A 21,258-nucleotide genomic window follows, 5' to 3' on the forward strand; every position below is an offset into this window, starting at 1 on the left:
CCAGGTTGGGCGGGTTGTCACGACAGACTGCCCTCCGCGGACAGCTCCGCGTAAGCGACCGACGTGTACGGCACGAACGAGTCGCTGTCGACGTCGAACTGCCACGAGTTGTCCGACGATTCGGGCACGCCGGCGGCCCGCAACTCGGCGAGTACCGGGCGGTACGACGAATTGAGTGTCATCTCCGGCACCACGTGAATGAGGTCCGGCACCACCCCGACCGGCAGGTCCACGAACGCCTCACGGAGGTCGGCCGGCAGCACACTGCCGCCCGGCCGCAGGCTCAGCGCGGTGACCGCCAGCTCGCGATCACCGATGGGCACCCGGTATGTGACGGCGATATCGACCGCATCGAGGCGGCCGAGAGCGTTGCCGACCTCCTTGCCGAACACCGCGCCGCGCGGGGTGCGGATGACCGAACGGCGGTTGTCGACCATCCAGTAATCGCCGTCGTCATCCCGGCGGAACAGGAACTCGGTGGACACCCACGTGTCGCCGGGTGCGAAGACGCCGCGCTTGACCGACGCCGTCGGGTCGACGGGTCCACGCGGCTTGGCCAGCAGCACGCCGACCTCGTTGGGTTCGGCACGCACCACGAAACCGTCGTCGCCTTCGAGGATGAGGTCGTCGTCGACGTCGTAAGCGGCCAACGCGACCTGGCCGCCGCCTGGCAGCGGCCGGCCCTCACTGCCGATCTTGAGGCCCGACACGTTGGCCAGCACGGCCTGACCGTCGGTGGTCGTGAAGAACTCGAGGACGTGGGCGGGCTGGAACGCCTCTTCGACGCGGCGCCACAGCCCGGCCGGCATGCCCGACCCGATGAACAGGCGCACCGGGTGAGTTCCGTTGAGTACGAACGACGGATCGTCGATGACGTCGCGCAGCATGGCCCAGGTATAGGACACCACGGTGACGCCGTACTGCCGTAGCTCGTGCACGAACCGGTCGTGCCGCACACCGCGGGACAGGGCGATGCGGGCACCGCCGACGACCGCGCCGCCCAGCGACACCAGCAGTCCGGACTGGTGATGCAGCGGAGTCAGGCAGTAGACGGTGTCGCCGCGGCCCAGGTTGGCCGCCGAGGCGGTGCCGAAAGCCGAAAGGGCCCAACGGAAGTTGGTGATCTGGCGGGCCACCAGCTCGCCTCCGACATTGGCGAACGCGACGTAGGCCAGGTCCTGCGCGTAGCCCGGGTTGGGCCGGTACCAGCCGGGCAGCTCGACGACGTCGGGGTCGATCTGCTCCATATCTATGACATCGCCCGCGACGGACGAATCGCTGGGCAGATGCAGGTCGCGGTTCTCGCCGCCACCGAGCACCAGCACGCGGGTCCGCAGCCGGCGTGCCGCATCGAGATTGGCCGGGTCGGAGATGATGTCGGTGACGCCACCGAGGCGGACCGCCACGGCCAGGTCGGCGTCGGGTGGCATCAGCACCGCCACCGCGCCCAGGCGCGACAGCGCGGCGATGGCGACCAGCGCACTGGGCCGGGTCTCCATCAGCACGCCGACCCGAACGCCCTGCCGGACACCGACTTCGATCAGGCCCCGGACGACGTTGTTGATGCGGCGGTCCACCGCCTCATAGGTGTGCACCCGGCCGTCGAACAGCAGGAACTCACCGTCCGGCGCGCCCTGGGCTTGCTCACAGATGATGCGCCCCAACGAGATTCGCGTGTGGTCGTTGATCTGCCCCAGACGGGCCAGGCGCGGCAGGGTGCGGACCGTCTCGATGGCCAGCGCCCGCGTGGACTTGCCGGCCGACACCACGGCGTCGGCCGCGGTGCTGGCCAAGGTGAAGGCCATCTCGGTGGCGGCCGCGGCACCGTGCGCCACGCGCGTCGCCAACGGCACCGACTCCCGCGGCAGTTCGGACTGCAACGGCATGGGCACCACGTCGGCCGGCATGGGGCCGCCGGCGTCGAGCCACTTGACCCACGACGCCACGGTCGGCCAGCTCTGGCTGGCCGCCTTCGAACCCACGACGAGACCGAAATGCCCGACGCGGATCAGGTATTCGTAGACGTCGGCCTCCGGGGCGGCCCGCTTGATGCCGCGCACCGCGGCGGGCTGGCCGATGTCGTCGACCTCGCCGACGACGGCGAGCACCGGGCAGGTGATGTCCGACAGCGTCACCAGGTTGCCGTGGATGGCGAAGCCGCCGGTCATCATGCGGTTGTGTGCGATGAACTGCTTGAGCAGCTCGGCGATGGCCGGGCCGGACCAGGCGATCCAGCCTTCGCTGGCCAGGAATCGGCGCTGCTGTTCGCGCGGCAACAGCGCCTCGCGGTCGTGCAGCTGCCGCAGGAAGTCGAGTCGTGACTGCGCCGTCTTGATCGGGTCCAGCATCTGGAAACCGTTGCGCGCCAACCAACCCGGGATGTTGAGGCGGCTGAAGACATGGTCGGCCATGAAGTCGGCGACACCGGACGCCAGGTTCGCCGGCATGTTCATCGGCAAGGCGGCCAGGGTATCCACCGGCGACCCGAAGGCCACGATGCTCGCCAGGTCGCGGGACCGGCGGTAGGCGGCCGTCTGGTAGGCGAACATGCCTCCCTGCGAGTAGCCGGCCAGGTGGACGTCTTTGCCAGTCGTGGCCTTGACGGTGTCGATGGCCTCCGACAGCGCCACCACGTGGTCCGCCAGATTGCGGTCCATGCCGCCCTCGACCTGATCCGGCGAGCCGAAGTCGATGACCCACGGGTCCAGGCCGGCGGCGTGCAAGATGCCGACGGCACCGGCGTCACGCGTCACGTCCCACATGTCCGCCGACATCATCATCGGATGCACCATCAGCACCGGCGAGCCGGCCGGGGCAGCGCCCGGACGGGCGTCGGGCGGAAAGTAGCGCCGGAGCCGGTACATCGGCACGCTCTCCACGATCTGGAACGGCGACGGCACGGCACCGGTCTCGAGTCCGCCGTAGCGCAGCACTTCGAGGCCGTTCTGAGCGGTAGCCACCAACCGCTCCACCGGCGCGGTGATCGCTGAAAAGTCCACCACCGGGCACTCCCTTTTTGGTCATATCAGAACAAATTCCCTGAATACGACGTCATCATGGCACAACGCGCTGGTGACCCCGGTGAAGTGGCGTGACGCGGGCACCTACGGCCGCCGCATATGATCGGCGCCTGATGGCGCATCTATTGGGGGCCGAAGCCCTGCATCTCGAATTTCCGACCCGTGTGGTTTTCGATTCGCTGACGGTCGGTATCGAGGAGGGTGACCGGATCGGCATCGTCGGCCGCAACGGCGATGGCAAATCCAGTTTGCTGGCGATGCTGGGCGGCCGACTGAAACCCGACTCCGGCCGGGTGACGGTACGGGGCGGCGTCCGCATCGGGATGCTCGACCAGGCCGACACCCTCGACCACACCGATACCGTCGGGCACACCGTCGTCGGCGATGTCGCCGAGCATGAATGGGCGGGCGACCCCCGCGGCCGCGACGTCATCGCCGGCCTGCTCGGCGACCTCGACTGGAACGCGGCGATCGGCACCCTGTCGGGTGGCCAGCGCCGCCGGGTGGCGCTCGCGCAACTGCTGGCCGGTGACCACGACGTGCTCATCCTCGACGAGCCGACCAACCACCTCGACGTCGAAGCGATCACCTGGCTGGCCGCGCATCTCAAGAAGCGCTGGGCCCCCAACGCCGGTGGCCTGCTGGTCGTCACCCACGACCGCTGGTTCCTCGACGAGGTGTGCACCGCCACGTGGGAGGTGCACGACCGCATCGTCGAACCTTTCGAGGGTGGCTACGCGGCGTACATCCTCCAGCGCGTGGAGCGGGACCGCCAAGCGGCCGCCAGCGAGGCGCGGCGCCAGAACCTGGCCCGCAAGGAACTCGCGTGGCTGCGCCGCGGCGCACCGGCGCGGACGTCGAAACCGAAATTCCGCATCGATGCCGCCAACGCGCTGATCGCCGACGTCCCCGAGATCCGCGACAAGGTCGCGCTGCAGTCGCTGGCCGTGACGCGACTGGGCAAGCAGGTCGTCGACATTCTGGACGCATCGGTGACCTACGGCGAGCGCGAGGTGCTGCAGGACATCGAATGGCGGATCGCCCCGGGCGAGCGCACCGGAATCCTCGGCGTCAACGGCGCCGGCAAGTCGACGCTGCTCGGATTGATCGACGGGTCGGTCGAGCCGACCAGCGGCCGGATGAAGCACGGCAAGACAGTGCAGATCGCCACGCTGACCCAGGGCGTGGAGAAGTTGGCGGACCACCTCGACGAGCCGGTGCGGGTGGTACTGAGCCGGCTGGCCACGACCTACTCGTTCGGATCCGGTTCCAAGGCAACCGAACTCACTCCCAGCCAGCTGCTGGAGCGCCTCGGCTTCGCCAGCGCACAGCTGTCCACTCCGGTGCAGGATTTGTCCGGTGGGCAGCAACGCCGGTTGCAGCTGCTGCTCATCCTGCTGGAACAGCCCAATGTGCTGATCCTCGACGAGCCGACCAACGACCTGGACACCGACATGCTGGCCGCCATGGAGGACCTGCTCGACTCCTGGCCGGGCACGCTGATCGTCGTCAGCCACGACCGGTACTTCCTGGAGCGCGTCACCGATCAGCAGTTCGGCATCCTCGGCGGCCGGTTGCGGCACCTCCCCGGCGGCGTCGACGAATACCTGCGGCTGCGGGCTTCCCATGCAGCTCAAACCGGTACCGCCGCAGCCAAACCGGCTGCGGCGATAGCTGAGGGTTTGTCAGGTGCCGAACTGCGCGCGGCGCAGAAGGAGATCACGGCGATCGAGCGACGACTGGAGAAGCTCGCCGGCCAGATCGACACCGCACACCAGCGTCTGGCCGAGCATGACCAGGGCGATTACGAAGGACTGCAACGTCTTACGGCGTCGCTGCGCGAGCTCGAAGCCGAGGTGACCCAGCAGGAGGACCGCTGGATGGAACTCTCCGAGGAAGTCAGTAGCTGAACGTGGTGGCGGGCTGGGGCCTCAGGCGCTGAAATCGCCATCGTAGGCCCCGTCCACGGACATCTCATGGACCGCCAGTTCTCTGGCGATGGTGGCCTTCCTGAGCAAGAACCTGCCTTCGTCCAATTTCTTTCGGCGCAACCAACCGGTGACTTCGAAATTGCACTTGCTCGCGTTGCAGGACCGGCACGCGGGCACCACATTGTCGAGCGTGTACCGTCCGCCGCGCGAGATGGGCTGCACACAATCTTTCTGCAGATCAGCGTCGTCCGCGCCGCAGTAGGCGCAGCCACCCCAAATCTGTTGCAGTACAGCCCATTGCTGGGCCGTCAGGTCATGGTCGACCTTTGCCATCCGACGCTTGCGTCGTCTGGCGTACACCGCGGCGCGGCTGCGAGCTGGCACCGCCTGAGCCTACGGCCGCATCCGGGCTCAGCCCTGCAGGCGGGCCCGCAACCGATCGGCGGTGTCGCGCACCGTGACGAGCTGCTCGGCGACCCGGACCGGCGAGGTGCCGCCGCGGGCGTCCCGCGAATCCACCGAACCGGCGATGGTCAGCACGTCGCGCACTTCTGCGGTGAGACCAGGATGGATGCCGGCGAGCTCGTCGGCCGCAAGTTCTTCCAGCCCAACGCCCCTGGCCTCGGCGGCCTTGACTGCCGCGCCGGCTGCTTCATGGGCGACCCGGAACGGAATGCCTTGGCGCACCATCCATTCCGCGATGTCGGTGGCAAGCGTGTAACCGAGCGGCGCCAGCGCGGCCATGCGGTCGGTGTCGAACGTCAGGGTGCCGACCAGTCCGGCCATCGCGGGCAGCAGCAACTCGAGCTGGGCGACGGAGTCGAAGACCGGCTCCTTGTCCTCCTGCAGATCCCGGTTGTAGGCCAGCGGCTGGGCCTTGAGGGTGGCCAACAGGCCGGCGAGGTTGCCGATCAGCCGGCCGGACTTGCCGCGGGCCAGTTCGGCGATGTCGGGGTTCTTCTTCTGCGGCATGATCGAGCTGCCGGTGGACCACGAGTCGTGCAGCCGAACGTAGCCGAATTCCGTTGTGCTCCAGAGGATGATGTCCTCGGAAAGCCTGGACAGATCCACCGCGATCATCGCGAACACAAAAGCGGCCTCGGCGGCGAAGTCGCGTGAAGACGTCGCGTCGATCGAGTTGTCGGCAGCCGACGTGAAACCGAGGTCGGCGGCGATGGCGTCGGGGTTCAGGCCCAGCGAGCTGCCGGCCAGTGCACCGGATCCGTAGGGCGACACCGCCGCCCGCTTGTCCAGGTCGAGCAGCCGGTCGGCGTCGCGGAGCAGCGGGTGCGCATGCGCGAGCAGGTGGTGCGCCAGCAAGACCGGCTGAGCGGACTGCAGGTGCGTCTTGCCGGGCATGATCGCCGTCGGGTGCGTCGCAGCCTGGGTAGCCAACGCCGCCACGACGTCGAGCACACCGTTGCCGATGACCTTGATGGCGTCGCGCAACCACATGCGGAACAGCGTGGCCACCTGATCGTTGCGGGACCGGCCCGCACGCAGCCGCCCGCCCAGGTCGTCACCGACCCGGTCGATCAGCCCGCGCTCCAGCGCGCCGTGCACGTCCTCGTCTGTCGGCAGCGGCCCGAAGGACCCGTCGGCGACGTCGTTGCCCAGGCTGTCCAGCCCGGCCAACAGGCCGTCGCGCTGCTCATCGGTGAGCAGGCCAGCGTTGTGCAGCACGCGCGCGTGCGCCTTGGACGCCGTGACGTCATATGGCGCCAGCGCCCAGTCGAAATGCGTCGACTTGCTCAGTGCGGCAAGCGCTTCAGACGGGCCGGAGGCGAACCGTCCGCCCCACAGGGAACCTTCGTTGGTGCCACCGGTGCTCATAAACGTGTCCCTCGTCGAGCGCGAGCGTGCGGTGCTGCACACCTAAACGCGGTGTGTCGGGTGCAGACACGCACGCTCGCGGTAAATGTGCTTACAGTCCCAGATCGCGCTTGGCGGAGATCTTGGAGCTCAGGCCGTGCAGCTGGACGAAGCCCTTGGCGGAGCTCTGGTCGAAGCTGTCGCCCTCGTCGTACGTGGCGAGGTTGAAGTCGTACAGCGACTCGTTCGAGCGACGGCCGTTGACGGAGATGTGGCCGCCGTGCAGGACGAGGCGGATGTCGCCCGAGACGTGCTGCTGGGTGTGCTCGACAAACGCCTCGAGCGAGGCCTTCAGCGGGCTGTACCAGAGGCCGTCGTAGGTCAGCTCGCCCCACTTGCGGTCGACACCACGCTTGTACCGGCCGAGCTCACGCTCCAGGCAGACGTGCTCGAGCTCGGTGTGTGCGGTGATCAGCACCATGGCGCCGGGGGCTTCGTAGATTTCGCGGGACTTGATGCCGACCAGGCGGTCCTCGACGACGTCCAGGCGGCCGACGCCCTGCGCACCGGCGCGGGAGTTGAGCTCCTGGATGATCTGCAACACGCTCAGCGGGCGGCCGTCGATGGCGACGGGGCGGCCCTTGTCGAAGCTGATGATCAGCTCGTCGGGGGTGTTGAAGTGGACCGTCGGGTCCTCGGTGTAGTCGTATACATCCTTGGTCGGGGCGTTCCACAGGTCCTCGAGGAAGCCGGTCTCGACGGCACGGCCCCACACGTTCTGGTCGATGGAGAACGGCGACTTCTTGGTGACGTTGATCGGGATGTCGTTCTCCTGCGCGAACGCGATGGCCTTCTCACGGGTCCAGGCGTAGTCGCGGACCGGGGCAATGACCTCGAGCTCGGGGGCCAGGGTGTTGAAGCCGACCTCGAAACGGACCTGGTCGTTGCCCTTGCCGGTGCACCCGTGCGCGACGACGGTGCCCCCATGGCTGCGGGCCGCATCCACCAGATGCTTGACGATCAGCGGCCGCGAGATGGCCGACACCAGTGGGTACCGATCCATGTAGAGGGCGTTGGCCTTGATGGTGGGCAGGCAGTACTCGTCGGCGAACTCGTCGCGGGCGTCAACCACCACGGCTTCCACCGCGCCGCAATCCAGAGCCCGTTGGCGCACAACTTCCATGTCCTCGCCGCCCTGGCCGAGGTCAATGGCGACCGCCACTACTTCCTTGCCGGTCTCCTTGCCGATCCAGCTGATCGCGACCGAAGTGTCCAGACCGCCGGAATACGCCAGGATGACGCGCTCGGACATGTGTCAATCTCCTTGTTCTAGTACTGCTACAGGTTCTCGAAGGTGGCGGCGAGCTCAGCGCCGGTCATCGGTTCGCGGGCGACGACGAAAATGGTGTCATCACCGGCAATCGTGCCCACAACATAAGGCAGAGCCGCCCGATCTATTGCACTGGCCAGGTACTGCGCCGCCCCAGGTGGCGTACGTAACACCGCCAGATTGGCGCTGGCGTCCGTGGACACCAACAGCTCCCCGAGCAGCCGGGACAACCGCTCGGTACCGCCGGTGACGCCTTTGACCGGGCTGCCGTCCTCGGGGACGACGTAGACGCCGGTACCGCCGTCGGCGCCACGCAGCTTGACCGCGCCCAGTTCTTCCAGGTCCCGCGACAGCGTCGCCTGGGTGACGTCGATGCCCTCCTCGGCCAGCAGGGCCGCGAGCTCGGTCTGGCTGCGCACGGGGTTCGACGACAGCAGCGCCACAATGCGCGACTGCCGTCCGGCCCGGGTGGGTGCTGTCATCGCAGCCTCATCGCGCGTTGCGCTCCAGCAGCCACACCAACATGGCCTTCTGGGCGTGCAGCCGGTTCTCGGCCTCGTCGAACACCGCGCTCTGCGGGCCGTCCATCACCTCGTCGGTGATCTCGTCCCCGCGGTGCGCCGGCAGGCAGTGCAGCACGACGGCATCGTCTGCCGCCCGGCCGAGCAGTGCGGCGTTGACCTGGAACGGACGGAACGGCCGCACGCGGTCCAGGCCGTCGTTTTCCTGGCCCATGGAGGTCCAGGTGTCGGTGACGAGGACGTCGGCACCGTCAGCCGCGGCGTGCGGGTCGGTGGTGACCGTGACGGTGGCCCCGGTTTCGGCGGCGCGCTTCTTGGCGGCCTCGACGAACTGCGGGTCGGGTGCGAAGCCCTTCGGCGCGGCGATAGTCACGTTGATGCCGGCCGTGACGCCGCCGACCATCAGCGAGTGCGCCATGTTGTTGGCGCCGTCGCCGAGGTAGGCCATGTTGAGCCCGGCCAGCTTGCCTTTGCGCTCGGCGATGGTCTGCAGGTCGGCGAGCACCTGGCAGGGGTGGAACTCGTCGGACAGGGCGTTGATGATGGGGACGGAGGCGCCACTCGCCATGGCCGTGAGACGTTCCTGCGCGAAGGTGCGCCAGACGATGCCGTCGACGTAGCGGGACAGCACGGCGCCGGTGTCCTCGAGGGTCTCCTCGCGACCCAACTGGGTGCTGCGACCATCGACGACGACGGCGTGCCCGCCGAGTTGGGCGATGCCCATCTCGAACGAGAACCGGGTGCGGGTGGAGTTCTTCTCGAAGATGACGGCGATGCCCCGCGGCCCCTCGAGCGGACGCCGGCTGAACGGGGCCTTCTTGAGTTCGGCGGCCAGCGCCAGGACCTCGGCCTGCTCCTCGGGAGTCAGGTCGTCGTCACGGAGGAAATGGCGGATCACTGGGACTCCCCTGCTGCGGTGTCGAGAATGGTGGGTAGTGCGGTCAGGAACGCGTCGATCTGCGCGTCGGTGATGATCAGCGGCGGCGCGAGCCGCACAACGTCTGCCGATGCGGCATTGACGAGGAAACCCGCGTCGCGCGCCGCGTTTTCGACGGCTTTGGCCTGCGGCGCGGTCAGTACGACGCCGAGCAGCAGCCCGCGACCCCGGACGTGGTCGACCAGAGGGTGGCCCAGCTCTTCGATGCCGTGCGCCAGCGTCTTGCCGGCAGCGTCGGCGCGGTGCACGAGGTCGTCCTCGGCGAGGGTCTTGACAACGGCGAGGCCCGCGGCAGTGCACACCGGGTTGCCACCGAAAGTGCTGCCGTGCATGCCCGGCTGCAGCAGGTCGGCCGCGGGTCCGATGGCGATGCAGGCGCCGATGGGCAGGCCGCCGCCGAGGCCTTTGGCCAGCGTGATGACGTCGGGCGTGATGCCGTCGTGCTGGTGGGCATAAAAGGCTCCAGTACGCCCGATCCCCGTCTGCACCTCGTCGAGAACCAGCAGCGCACCATGTTTCGTGGTGAGCTCTCGTGCCTTGGCCAGGTAACCGGCGGGCGGGGTCACGACGCCACCCTCGCCCATGATCGGTTCCAGGAAGACCGCGGCGGTCTCGTCGGTGACGGCCGCTTCGAGGGCGTCGGCGTCGCCGTACGGCACATGGGTCACCTCGCCGGGCAGCGGCAGGAACGGCTCCTGCTTGCCGGGCTGGCCGGTCAGCGCCAGCGATCCCATGGTGCGGCCATGAAAAGCGCCTTGGGCCGCAACAATTTTGGTGCGGCCGGTGAGCCGGCTGATCTTGAACGCGGCTTCGTTGGCCTCGGCGCCGGAGTTGCAGAAGAACACCCGGGCCGGGGCACCCAGTTGCGCGACGAGGGCTTCAGCCAGGGCAATCCCCGGTTCGGTGGCGTACAGATTCGACGTGTGGCCCAGCGTGTTCAGCTGGGTGGTGACGGCCTCGATCACCGCCGGATGGCGATGCCCCAGCACGTTCACCGCGATGCCGGCCAGGAAGTCGATGTAGCTCTTGCCGTCGGCGTCGGTGACCACGGCACCGTCGCCGCTGACCAGCGCGACCGGCGGCGTGCCGTAGTTGTTGGTCATCACCGCTTGCCAACGGGCTTGCATTGCTTCCGTCGACTGGGGCGAGCGGAGCGACGGGAAATCGTGAGTCATGCGGACACAACTTTCGTTCCGGTGCCCTCATCGGTGAACAGCTCCACCAGGACACAGTGTTCGACACGGCCGTCGATGACGTGCGCGCTCGGGACGCCGTTCTCCACGGCCCGCAGGCAGGCCTCGATCTTGGGCACCATGCCGGATTCGAGCCTCGGCAACAGCTGGGCCAGTGCGGCCGTGTCGATTTCGGTGACCAGCGAGTTGCGGTCGGGCCAGTCGGTATACAGACCTTCGACGTCGGTGAGCATCAGCAGCTTCTCGGCGCCGAGCGCCTCCGCCACTGCGGCCGCGGCGGTATCGGCGTTGATGTTGTGCACCACGCCGTCGGCGTCGGGAGCGATGGTGGACACCACCGGAATCCGGCCCGCGGCAATGAGATCCAGGATGGCGGCGGCGTTGACGTGCTCGACGTCGCCCACCAGGCCGATGTCGGTGGGCACCCCGTCGACCGTCACGCTGCGCCGCACCGCGGTGAACAGCTGCGCGTCCTCACCGGTGATGCCGACCGCGTACGGGCCGTGGGCGTTGATCAGACCGACCAGCTCGCGGCCGACCTGCCCGAACAGCACCATGCGCGCGACCTCGAGGACCTCGGGCGTGGTGACCCGGAAGCCACCCTTGAAATCACCCTCGATACCAAGGCGTTTCAGCATCGCGCTGATCTGCGGGCCGCCGCCGTGCACAACGACGGGCTGAATGCCGCAGTTGCGCAGGAACGCCATGTCCGCGGCGAAGGCTGCTTTGAGCGTGTCATCGGTCATGGCGTTGCCGCCGTACTTGACCACGACGATCTTCCCGTGCAGCTGCTTGAGCCACGGCAGCGCCTCGGCGAGGACGGCGGCCTTGGCCTTGGTCGAAAGTGGCCCCGCGGAGAGTCCATCTGTACTCATGAGCTGTACGCCGAGTTCTCTTCGACGTAGGCGTGCGACAGGTCGGTCGTCCGGATGGTCGCCTCGTGCGCGCCGATCTTCAGATCGACGATGACCTCGATGTCGGCGCCCGACAGGTCGACATCCCGGGCACCCGGCGCACCCGCACCGTCGATGCACACCGCAGAACCGTTGAACGACACGCTGATCCGGTCGGCGACGAGCTCGATCGGCGCGATGCCGATGGCGGCCAGCACCCGGCCCCAGTTGGGGTCTGACCCGAACAGCGCGGTCTTGACGAGGCTGTCGCGCGCCAGGGCCCGGGCGCCCACGAGGGCGTCGTCTTCACTGGCAGCGCCCTTGACGGTGATCGCGATGCGCTTGGTGACACCTTCGGCGTCGGACTGCAGCTGGGCGCACAGGTCGTCACAGACGGCCAAGACGGCCTCGTCCAATTCGCTTTGGCTGGGCCGAATCTCGCTGGCACCGGACGACAGCAACAACACGGTGTCGTTGGTGGAGCAGCTGCCGTCGATGTCGAGCCGGTCGAAGGTTCGCCCGGCGGCGTTCTTGAGCGCCAGGTTGAGGGCCTCGGTGTCAGCGACGGCGTCCGTGGTGATGACCACCAGCATGGTCGCCAGCGACGGCGCCATCATGCCGGCGCCCTTGGCCATGGCACCGATGGTCCACTTACCCGGGTGATGCAGTGCAACCTGTTTCGGCACCGTGTCGGTGGTCATGATGGCCCGCGCGGCCTCGTCACCACCGGACAGCCCACCGGCCATCTCGTGCACGATCTCGGTGACGCCGGCGAGCATTTTGTCCATCGGGAGCCGATCACCGATCAGTCCGGTCGAGCACACCGCGACCTCGATGGCACCGGTCTCGGTCCCCCAGTCACTCAAGGCGGCGGCGACGGCCTCGGCGGTCTGGTGGGTGTCCTGGAAACCACCCGGACCGGTACAGGCGTTGGCGCCACCGGAGTTCAGGATCACGGTCCGCAACCGACCTGACTTGAGCACCTGCTCACTCCATTGCACCGGAGCGGCCCGCACCTTGTTGCGGGTGAACACCCCGGCGGCGGCCAGATCGGGCCCCTCGTTGAACACCAGCGCCAGATCCGGCTTCCCGGAAGCCTTGATACCGGCGGCGATTCCGGCTGCCCGGAAGCCTTCCGGCGCGGTGACGCCCTGGTTGCGATGCAGGGACGGGGTATCGGTCACGGTGCTACTCCCACGGTGGATAGTCCTTCGGTTTCCGGCCAGCCGAGCGCGATGTTCATGGACTGTACTGCCGCGCCGCCGGTGCCCTTGGTCAGGTTGTCGATGGCGCACAGAGCGACAAGGGTCCTCGCCTCGGTGTCTACGGCGACAGCGATCTGTGCGGCATTGCTGCCCACCACCGAACCGGTCTTGGGCAGGCGCCCTTCCGGCAGCAGGTGAATGAACGGCTCACTGGCGTACGCCTTTTCGTAGGCAGCGCGGATTTCCTCGATGGTCGCCGTGGTGCGCGCGGTGCAGGTCGCGAGGATGCCGCGCGAGGTCGGGATCAGCACGGGGGTGAACGAGACCGTCACGTCCTTGTCCGTCACGGCCCGCAGCCCCTGGGCGATCTCCGGGGTGTGCCGGTGCGCGCCGCCGACGTTGTAGGCCCGGGCCGAGCCGATGACCTCGGCGGCCGACAGGTCGACCTTGCCCGACTTGCCGGCGCCCGAGGTGCCGCTGACCGCCACCACGGTGACGTCGGGCTCGACGAGGCCGGCGGCGACGGCAGGGACGAGAGCCAGCAGGGCCGAGGTCGGGTAACAGCCCGGTACCGCAATGCGTTTGGTGCCGACGAGCTTGTCGCGCCCGCCGGGCAGCTCGGGCAGGCCGTAGGGCCAGCTGCCGGCGTGCGCGGAGCCGTAGAACTTCTCCCAGGCGGCAGCGTCGGCGAGCCGGAAGTCAGCGCCGCAGTCGACGATCAGGGTGTCGGGACCGAGCTGCTGTGCGAGCGCGGCCGAATGCCCGTGCGGCAGGCCCAGGAACACGACGTCATGCCCGGCGAGGACGTCGACCTCGGTGGGCTGGAGCACCTGATGCGCCAGCGGCAGCAGGTGCGGGTGATGGTCGCCGACCGTGGTGCCGGCGTTACCCGCGGCAGTCAGCGCACCGATCGTGAGGCGACCGTCCGCGTAGGCCGGATGACCGAGCAGAAGCCGCAGAATCTCGCCGCCGGCATACCCACTGGCGCCGGCCACCGCCACAGAAGTCATGACGCAATTCTGCATGGTTATGCATCAAGTTGCAAACCCATTAAGGGCTAGGCGGTCTGCCTGAGCGCCTCATACAGCCACCGCTGCAGAGTGCCGACGGTCGTGGTCTCACCGGTGATCTCGGTGACCCGCTCCCAGTATGTCCGAACCCGCGGATCGTGGTCGGCACCGCCGTTGTCGATCAGCGCCTGCCGAAACCGCGGCGTATCTGCCTCACGGCGCGACCTGGCATGCGCATCAACGAACCTGTCGACAGCCGGCCCGGTAGCGGGTGGCCGGCCGGCGCATACCAACGGCAGCGCCAGATCGCACGCCTGCGCCACGCCGGTGACCAGTCCACGACGATCGCTGATCCTCGACGGGTCGAAGCGCCACAACTGCCGGGCCATGACCAGGCCGAAGTCCGGTTGCCGGGCCAGCGCAACCAGCTCCGCGTAAGCGAGGGCACATGCCAAATTCGGCTGTGCCGGCGCCGGCGGCACGGTCATCTCCACGAAGCCGTCGAACGTCCCCGGCGGAGACGCCCCGGCGAACAGCTGCCGCCAGAACTCCACAAGTCCCTGCTGCGCGCCCCGACCGTCCTGGACCACCGACTGAACAGTGTCCAGGGCTGTCTGGCGGTCGGTCAGCGCGGCGAGCCCGATGTCCACCGCTGCCCGCTCGACGCATACAGCCTCGTCGATGGAGATCCGCGCGGCCTGGATGTCGCCGATCGCCTCCAGACCGAGACCCAGGGCGCGCAATCGCCGGACCAACAACAGCGCATCGACCGCACCGGGTCGCCTGCGACAACTCCCCGATGGTTGTGCGCCGCGTCACAGCCACTTGAACCTCCACCCGACTGGAGTTCCTAGCGTAGGCGCATACCCGAAAGGAGCAACCGTGAACGCCGAAGACATCTGGCGGGCTGTCGACGCCGAAAAGGACAGCCTGCAGGGACTCCTGGCGCAGCTGAGCGAAGCGCAGTGGAGCCGGCCCAGCCTGTGCGACCGGTGGCAGGTCCGGGACGTGGTCGCACACATCGTGCTGTCCGCCCGCGCTACCCCGTCGCAGTTGGCGCTCGGTTTGATCCGGGCCCGCGGCGATATCAACCGCATGGCCTGCGAAACCGCGACCCGCCACGCCGGTGGCCGCACCGACTTCCAGTTACTGGACGAACTCCGCAGCACCGTCGGGTCACGGTTCACCCCGTTCGGCACCACGCCGGCCGACCGGCTGATGGATCTGCTGGTGCACGGGCAGGACATCGCGATTCCGCTCGGCATTCATCACGCGATGCCGCCCGCAGCGGCGCAACTGGCGATCGAACGAATCTGGACCGCCCGCTTCCCGTTTCGCGCCACCACCCGGCTCGCCGGCCTCCGATTGCATGCAGTCGACACCGGATGGACGGCCGGCGACGGGCGCCTCATCGAAGCACCGGTTTCCGCATTGCTCCTGCTGGCTACCGGACGTGCCGTAGCCGCATTACCGCAGCTGCGAGGTGACGGGGTCGAGCTGGTGCGGGCCTCTCAGGCGCGCTGAACCGCGCCCAGCCGCTCGGTGGCCAGGGCCACCGCCGCGTCGCGGGCGGCACTGGCCTCATCCTCGGTCAGCGTGCGGTCGAGCGCCCGGAACCGCAGGGCCAGGGTCAGCGACTTGCGCCCTTCCCCGATCTGCGGGCCGGTGTAGACGTCGAACAACCGCGCATCCTCGAGGAGCCCGCCGGCGCCCTCGCGCACGACGTCGACCACGGCCTGGGCCGCCACGTCGTCGGCGACGATCACGCTTACGTCCTGGAACACCGCCGGATACGGCGACACCGACGGCACGATGGCGCGCTCGATGACCGGGATGGCGTCCAGGTTCAACTCGACGGCGCAGGTGCCCTTCGGCAGACCAGTGCGCTCGATGACCGCCGGGTGCAGCTGGCCGGCGTAGCCGACCACGGTGTCACCCACCAGCACCTCGGCACAGCGTCCCGGATGCCACGGCAGTTCCTGCGCGGCGCGCAACGTCACCTCGACACCGCACGCCCGCGCGATGATCCGCACGGTCTCCAAAGCGTCGGTGGCCTCGACCGCCCGGCCGGGGCCCCATGGACCGGCCGGCTCGCGCAGGCCGGCGAGCACCGCGGCGACATGCAGCGGCTGATACGGCAGGGCCTGGTTGATCGCGGCCAGCTCGGCCTCGGTCGGACGACGGTCCACCGGGATCGGCGCCACGGCCTTGGTGTTCGGCGTCGCCTGCACGACCTGCTCGATACCGAAGAGCGCGACGTCGGCCGCGCCGCGAGACACGTTGCGTACCAACGCTTCCAGCAGGCCCGGCAGCAGCGTGGTGGCCAGCGCGGGCCGGTCGGCTTCGAGCGGGTTGAGCACCGAGATGGTGGCACGTCGCGGGTCGTCGGCCGGCAGGTCCCAGGCGTCCAGCACACCGGCCGGCAGGAACGGCGTCGGCAACACCTCGACGAAACCACCCAGCGCCAACGACTTCCCGATGGCACGACGACGCTGCTGCGTCGCGGTCAGCCCGCGGCCGGCGGGTGCCTGAGGCAGCACCGACGGAATGGCGTCGAGCCCTTCGAGGCGCAGCACTTCCTCGACCAGGTCGGCGGGCTGCCTCATATCGGGCCGCCAGCTCGGCGGCACCACGGTGGCCGTAACACCAGACACCGTGACGTCCGCGCCGATCTGCATGAGACGGCGGGCCGTGGTGCCGGCCGGGTAGCTGACGCCGGCAATCCGGTCGGGCAGGTCGACGGCGATGGTCACCGGAGGCTGCGACCAGTCCGGCGCGGCGTCCTCGCTGTGCCAGTCGGTGAGCGTGGGTTCGACTGCGCCGCCGGCAATTTCGGCCAGCAGCGCGGCACAGCGGTCCAATGCGGCCCGGGAGATCGCCGGATCGACGCTGCGCTCATACCGGCGGCTGGCCTCACTGACGAGGTGCAGGCGGCGCTGGGTGCGCGACACCGCGGCCGGATCCCAGACCGCCGCTTCCAGCAGCACGTCGGTCGTCGTGTCGCGGACCTCCGTGGTGCCGGCGCCCATCACCCCGCCGATGGCGGCAGTCGCCACCTCGTCGACGATCAGCACGTCGCCCGGATCCAGTTTGCGTTCAACGTCATCGAGGGTGACGACCGTCTCCCCCGGCTTCGCGAAACGCACGTCCAAGCCGCCGGTGATCAGCTTGCGATCGTGGGCGTGCATCGGGTGCCCGAGTTCGAGCATCACGTAGTTGGTGACGTCGACGGCCGGCGAGATGGCCCTGATGCCCGACAGCAACAGACGGCGCTGCAGCCACCATGGCGATACCGCGGTCGGGTCGATGCCGACGACGGGGCGCATCCCGAAACGCCGCACGCCGGTGTCGGGCTGGACCGTCAGCGGCCAGGCCTCGCCCTCAGCGGGCAGCGCCGGTACGTCGGCGGGATCGACGAAATCCAGGTCGAAGGCGCACGCGATCTCGCGGGCCATGCCGCGGATCGACAGGCAGTAGCCGCGGTCTGGGGTGATGGCGAGGTCGAACACCACGTCGTCCAAACCAAGCACCTCGGCACCCGAGGCACCCGGCTCCGCGGTACCGGGCGGCAGCACGATGATGCCGGAATGGTCGGCGCCGAAGTTCAATTCGGCGGCCGAGCAGATCATGCCGTCGGACACCCGGCCATAGGTCTTCCGGGTGGCGATCTTGAACTCGCCGGGCAGCACGGTGCCGGGCAAGGCGGCGACGACCAGGTCACCGACCGCGAAGTTGCGTGCGCCGCAGACAATGTCGCGCGGCTGCGGTTCACCCACGTCGACCTTGCAGGCCCGGATGGGCTTCTTGAACTCGGCCAGTTCCTCGATCTCGACCACGCGGCCGACCGTCAGGGGGCCGGTGACCGGCCCGGCGGCGATGACGTCCTCGACCTCGTGGCCGATCCGGATGAAGGCCGCTTCCAGCTCTTCCGGCGACACGTCCCAACCAGGCGCTCCGGCCTGAACCGCTTCCCGCAGCCAGCTATAGGGAATACGCATCAGGCACCCACCCCGAACGGCAGGGAGAAGCGCACGTCGCCCTCCACCATGTCGCGCATGTCGGGAATTCCATTGCGGAACTGCAGGGTTCGCTCCAATCCCATACCGAAGGCAAATCCGGAGTATTCGTCGGGGTCAATGCCGCAGGCCCGCAACACATTCGGGTTGACCATGCCGCAGCCGCCCCATTCCACCCAACCGGGGCCGCCCTTCTTGTCCGGGAACCAGACGTCGACCTCGGCCGACGGCTCGGTGAACGGGAAGAAGTGCGGACGGAACCGCGTGCGCCCCTCGGGGCCGAACTGGGCACGCGCCAGCGCATCCAGGGTGCCGCGGAGGTTGGCCATGGTCAGGCCCTTGTCGACGGCCAGACCCTCCACCTGGTGGAACACCGGGGTGTGGGTGGCGTCGAGTTCGTCGGTCCGGAAGGTGCGGCCGATCGACACGATGTAGACGGGCAGTTCGCGATCGAGCAGGGCGCGGATCTGCACCGGGGAGGTGTGGGTGCGCAGCACCTGCCGCGACCCCTCGGGCGCGACGTGGAACGTGTCCTGCTCGCTGCGGGCCGGGTGGTCGGGCGGGAAGTTCAGCGCGTCGAAGTTGAACTGTTCGGTCTCGACCTCGGGACCCTCGGCCAGCTCCCAGCCCATCGCCACGAAGGTGTCGGCGACGTTCTCGGCGAGGATCGTGATCGGGTGGCGGGCGCCGATGGGCTGCCGGGTGGTCGGCAACGTGATGTCGATGCGCTCGGCCACCAGTGCGGCGGCATCGCGCTCGGCGCGCAGCACCACGATGCGGTCGTCGTAGGCCTGCTGCGCGGCGGTGCGGGCGACGTTGACGCGCTTGCCCGCGTCGGACCGCGCTTCCTTGGGCAGCGTGCCCAGTGCCTGACGGGCCAGTGCGATGGGCGCCTTGTCGCCGAGGTGCTCGGTCTTGGCGCGGGCCAGGGCGTCGAGGTCAGCGGCCTGGTCGAAGGCGAGCCGGGCGGCGTCGACCGCCGCGCTCAGTGCTACGTCAGATAGTTCTTCACCCTGCTCAGCCACCCCGAGATCATAGCGACGCCCACCCGACCGGCCGCGATACCCTCACGCAGTGCACATGCGTCCGATGCTCGTGGCGGGTCTGTGGTTGTGCGCGGTGCTCACCGCCCTCGCGGCAGTGCTCGTCGATCTACGGTGGGCGGCGCCTGCGGCGCTGGTCCTGGCGCTGGCGGTGCTCGGCGCCTGGGATCTGAAGCAGACGCGGCACTCGATCCTGCGGGCTTACCCAGTTCTGGGCCACATCCGGTTTCTGATGGAGCGGCTTCGCCCAGAGATCCGGCAGTACTTCATCGAGTCCGATACCGAACCCACCCCCTTCGACCGCAGAACTCGCGATCTGGTCTACGAGCGGGCCAAGGGCACCAAAGGCGACGAACCGTTCGGTACCGACCGTGATGTCAACGCGGTCGGATACGAGTTTCTCCGGCATTCGCTGCGCGCCCGCGCCGCCGACGATTTCAACCCCAGGGTGCGACTCGGCGGGCCAGACTGTTCCCAGCCGTACGACATCGCTCTACTGAATGTTTCAGCCATGAGTTTTGGCGCGTTGTCGGCCAATGCCATCGAGGCACTCAACCGTGGCGCGGCACTCGGCGGATTTGCCCACGACACCGGCGAAGGTGGCATCAGCCCATACCACCTACACGGCGGAGACCTGATCTGGGAGATCGGCTCAGGGTATTTCGGCTGTCGGGACGCCGAAGGTCATTTCGATGCGGATACCTTCGCCGAGAAGTCAGCGCTACCAGCGGTCAAGGCCATCTCGATCAAGCTGTCGCAAGGCGCCAAGCCGGGCCTGGGCGGGGTGCTACCCGGCCCAAAGGTCAGCCCGGAGATCGCCGCTGCCCGCGGCGTCCCGCCGGGGCGCACTGTGGTGTCCCCGCCGTCGCACAGCGCGTTTCATACCCCCACCGAGTTGATCGAATTCGTCGCGACGCTGCGCCGACTATCCGGCGGCAAGCCGGTCGGATTCAAACTGTGTGTGGGTGCGCGGACCGAGTTCTTGTCCATCTGTAAGGCGATGCTGGCCACCGGCATCACACCGGATTTCATCATCGTGGACGGCTCCGAGGGTGGCACCGGCGCGGCACCGCAGGAATTCGAAGACCACGTCGGCATGCCACTCACCGAGGGGCTGATGCTGGTGCACAACAGCCTGGTAGGGACCGAGCTGCGGGACCGGATCCGAGTGGGCGCCTCAGGCAAGGTCGCCAGCGGCGTGGACATCGTCAGCCGAATCTGTCAGGGCGCCGATTTCACCTTGGCGGCCCGGTCAATGATGTTCGCCGTCGGCTGCATCCAGGCCCGCGCGTGCCACACCAACCGCTGCCCGACGGGAGTGGCCACTCAAGATCCCGCACGGGCCCACGCTCTGAGCGTTCCGAGCAAGGCCAGCCGGGTCCACAACTTCCAGCGCGGGACGGTGGCCAGCGCGGCGCAGATCGTCGCGTCGATGGGATTGGACGGCTTTCACCAGCTGTCCCCGGCGATGCTGAACCGGCGCGTGGACGGTCAGCGCACCTACAGCTATGCCGAGATCTACGAGTGGCTGGCGCCGGGCGAGCTGCTGACTCATCCACCTGAGCCCTGGCGCGCCGACTGGGCCGCGTCCCGCGCCGACCGTTTCGCCTGAATACGTCGGTACGCCGCGGCGGTGACAGTGGCACTTAGCAAACTTGCCGGTACTCCGATCAGCGCCAGCTCCGGTGTGTGGACCAGAACGGCGTACCCGAAGCACACGCCGACGCCGAATACGACGGCTTCGCCACGCGTCCAGTGCTGGGGTGGTTCCAGCCGAGTCGACATCAACAAGCCCACCGCGAGCGCGATCGCGTGGCCGGTCTCGGTGAAGTCGCTGCTGACCACCACAACCGCGACGGCGCCTGCCAACCACCAGGCCAGCCACGCCGGTTTGAGGCGGGCCGGCACCACCGCGGTCAGGGCACCGGCGACGGTCAACACCCCGTAGCTGACGCCGACGTCGGCGACTCGGCTGATGGACCGCGGCAACCATCCGAGCTCGACCGCGACCACCAAACCCGCCGCGACGACGAGCGTGGTGACGACGTGGCCGACGAAGAACATCACCACCAGCCGGCTGCTCCGCCAGCGCAGTTCAACTGCCGCGAGCAGGCAGATCAGGCCGGGCAGCCAGAAGTAGAACAAGTCGTCATCGGCGATGAACGCACTGCTGAGCAAGGTGCCGAAGCGGCCACGGGCCAGGTTGTGCAGATTGGTACTGGCGTACCCGATCACCCGGTCATGGACGGCAGGGCCCAGCGCCGCCAAGGCGATTGTGACGGCGACCAGGACGATGGCGTAGATGACGGTGACCGGGACGCGGTGCAGGTGGCGCCACACCGGGCCG

17 protein-coding genes are annotated in these 21,258 nt (G+C 68.4%); 3 read left to right on the plus strand and 14 right to left on the minus strand.

Annotated elements, in window-relative coordinates; all coding sequences use genetic code 11:
• Positions 1-17 precede the first annotated feature (17 nt).
• Positions 18-3,002 (minus strand): acyl-CoA synthetase, encoded by a 2,985-nt coding sequence (locus ACX12F_RS16375; RefSeq protein WP_459365593.1) that lies wholly within the window; start codon positions 3,000-3,002, stop codon positions 18-20.
• Between the two features lie 131 nt (positions 3,003-3,133).
• Between ACX12F_RS16375 and ACX12F_RS16380 the strand changes: the two genes are divergently transcribed.
• On the plus strand, positions 3,134-4,930 hold the full coding sequence (locus tag ACX12F_RS16380; RefSeq protein WP_459365594.1) for an ABC-F family ATP-binding cassette domain-containing protein: 1,797 nt from the start codon (positions 3,134-3,136) through the stop codon (positions 4,928-4,930).
• Positions 4,931-4,951: 21 nt separating this feature from the next.
• Here ACX12F_RS16380 and ACX12F_RS16385 read toward each other — a convergent pair whose 3' ends face one another.
• From ACX12F_RS16385 to ACX12F_RS16430, 10 genes are all read right to left on the minus strand, one after another.
• A complete protein-coding gene (locus tag ACX12F_RS16385; RefSeq protein ID WP_459365595.1) occupies positions 4,952-5,284 on the minus strand; it encodes an HNH endonuclease in 333 nt (110 codons plus the stop codon).
• 78 nt (positions 5,285-5,362) lie between these two features.
• The gene (gene argH, locus ACX12F_RS16390; RefSeq protein WP_459365596.1) at positions 5,363-6,784 is read right to left on the minus strand and encodes an argininosuccinate lyase; all 1,422 of its coding nucleotides are present in this window, start codon (positions 6,782-6,784) and stop codon (positions 5,363-5,365) included.
• A gap of 91 nt (positions 6,785-6,875) precedes the next feature.
• The gene (locus tag ACX12F_RS16395) at positions 6,876-8,075 is read right to left on the minus strand and encodes an argininosuccinate synthase (protein ID WP_459365597.1); all 1,200 of its coding nucleotides are present in this window, start codon (positions 8,073-8,075) and stop codon (positions 6,876-6,878) included.
• Between the two features lie 26 nt (positions 8,076-8,101).
• Positions 8,102-8,575: an arginine repressor gene (locus tag ACX12F_RS16400; protein ID WP_459365598.1), complete on the minus strand. Its 474-nt coding sequence runs from the start codon at positions 8,573-8,575 to the stop codon at positions 8,102-8,104.
• Positions 8,576-8,582: 7 nt separating this feature from the next.
• Entirely contained in the window at positions 8,583-9,512 is a 930-nt protein-coding gene (argF, locus tag ACX12F_RS16405; RefSeq protein ID WP_459365599.1) for an ornithine carbamoyltransferase, read from the minus strand.
• Positions 9,509-10,726 carry an acetylornithine transaminase gene (locus ACX12F_RS16410; RefSeq protein ID WP_459365600.1) on the minus strand — a complete coding sequence of 406 codons (1,218 nt, stop codon included), beginning with the start codon at positions 10,724-10,726 and terminating at the stop codon, positions 9,509-9,511. The genes argF and ACX12F_RS16410 overlap by 4 nt, the downstream gene beginning before the upstream one ends.
• A complete protein-coding gene (argB, locus tag ACX12F_RS16415) occupies positions 10,723-11,619 on the minus strand; it encodes an acetylglutamate kinase (protein WP_459365601.1) in 897 nt (298 codons plus the stop codon). The genes ACX12F_RS16410 and argB overlap by 4 nt, the downstream gene beginning before the upstream one ends.
• Positions 11,616-12,821 (minus strand): bifunctional glutamate N-acetyltransferase/amino-acid acetyltransferase ArgJ, encoded by a 1,206-nt coding sequence (argJ, locus tag ACX12F_RS16420; protein WP_459365602.1) that lies wholly within the window; start codon positions 12,819-12,821, stop codon positions 11,616-11,618. The genes argB and argJ overlap by 4 nt, the downstream gene beginning before the upstream one ends.
• A complete protein-coding gene (gene argC / locus ACX12F_RS16425) occupies positions 12,818-13,852 on the minus strand; it encodes an N-acetyl-gamma-glutamyl-phosphate reductase (RefSeq protein WP_459365603.1) in 1,035 nt (344 codons plus the stop codon). Before argC ends, argJ begins: the two co-directional genes overlap by 4 nt.
• 47 nt (positions 13,853-13,899) lie before the next feature.
• Complete coding sequence (locus ACX12F_RS16430; protein ID WP_459365604.1) at positions 13,900-14,595, minus strand: hypothetical protein; 696 nt, start codon at positions 14,593-14,595, stop codon at positions 13,900-13,902.
• Between the two features lie 139 nt (positions 14,596-14,734).
• On the opposite strand from ACX12F_RS16430, the gene ACX12F_RS16435 reads away from it, so the two are divergent.
• Positions 14,735-15,376 (plus strand): maleylpyruvate isomerase family mycothiol-dependent enzyme, encoded by a 642-nt coding sequence (locus ACX12F_RS16435; RefSeq protein WP_459365605.1) that lies wholly within the window; start codon positions 14,735-14,737, stop codon positions 15,374-15,376.
• Here the strand turns inward: ACX12F_RS16435 and pheT are convergent.
• Together pheT and pheS are read right to left on the minus strand one after the other, a co-directional pair.
• Complete coding sequence (gene pheT, locus ACX12F_RS16440) at positions 15,364-17,850, minus strand: phenylalanine--tRNA ligase subunit beta (protein ID WP_459365606.1); 2,487 nt, start codon at positions 17,848-17,850, stop codon at positions 15,364-15,366. The genes ACX12F_RS16435 and pheT overlap by 13 nt on opposite strands.
• On the minus strand, positions 17,850-18,893 hold the full coding sequence (pheS, locus tag ACX12F_RS16445) for a phenylalanine--tRNA ligase subunit alpha (RefSeq protein ID WP_459365607.1): 1,044 nt from the start codon (positions 18,891-18,893) through the stop codon (positions 17,850-17,852). Before pheS ends, pheT begins: the two co-directional genes overlap by 1 nt.
• Positions 18,894-18,948: 55 nt before the next feature.
• Between pheS and ACX12F_RS16450 the strand changes: the two genes are divergently transcribed.
• Positions 18,949-20,523, plus strand: a complete 1,575-nt coding sequence (locus ACX12F_RS16450; RefSeq protein WP_459370381.1) for an FMN-binding glutamate synthase family protein — start codon at positions 18,949-18,951, stop codon at positions 20,521-20,523.
• Here the strand turns inward: ACX12F_RS16450 and ACX12F_RS16455 are convergent.
• Entirely contained in the window at positions 20,463-21,251 is a 789-nt protein-coding gene (locus ACX12F_RS16455) for a rhomboid-like protein (RefSeq protein ID WP_459365608.1), read from the minus strand. The genes ACX12F_RS16450 and ACX12F_RS16455 overlap by 61 nt on opposite strands.
• Positions 21,252-21,258 lie beyond the last annotated feature (7 nt).

This window comes from Mycolicibacterium sp. HS_4_1 (genome assembly GCF_054515875.1).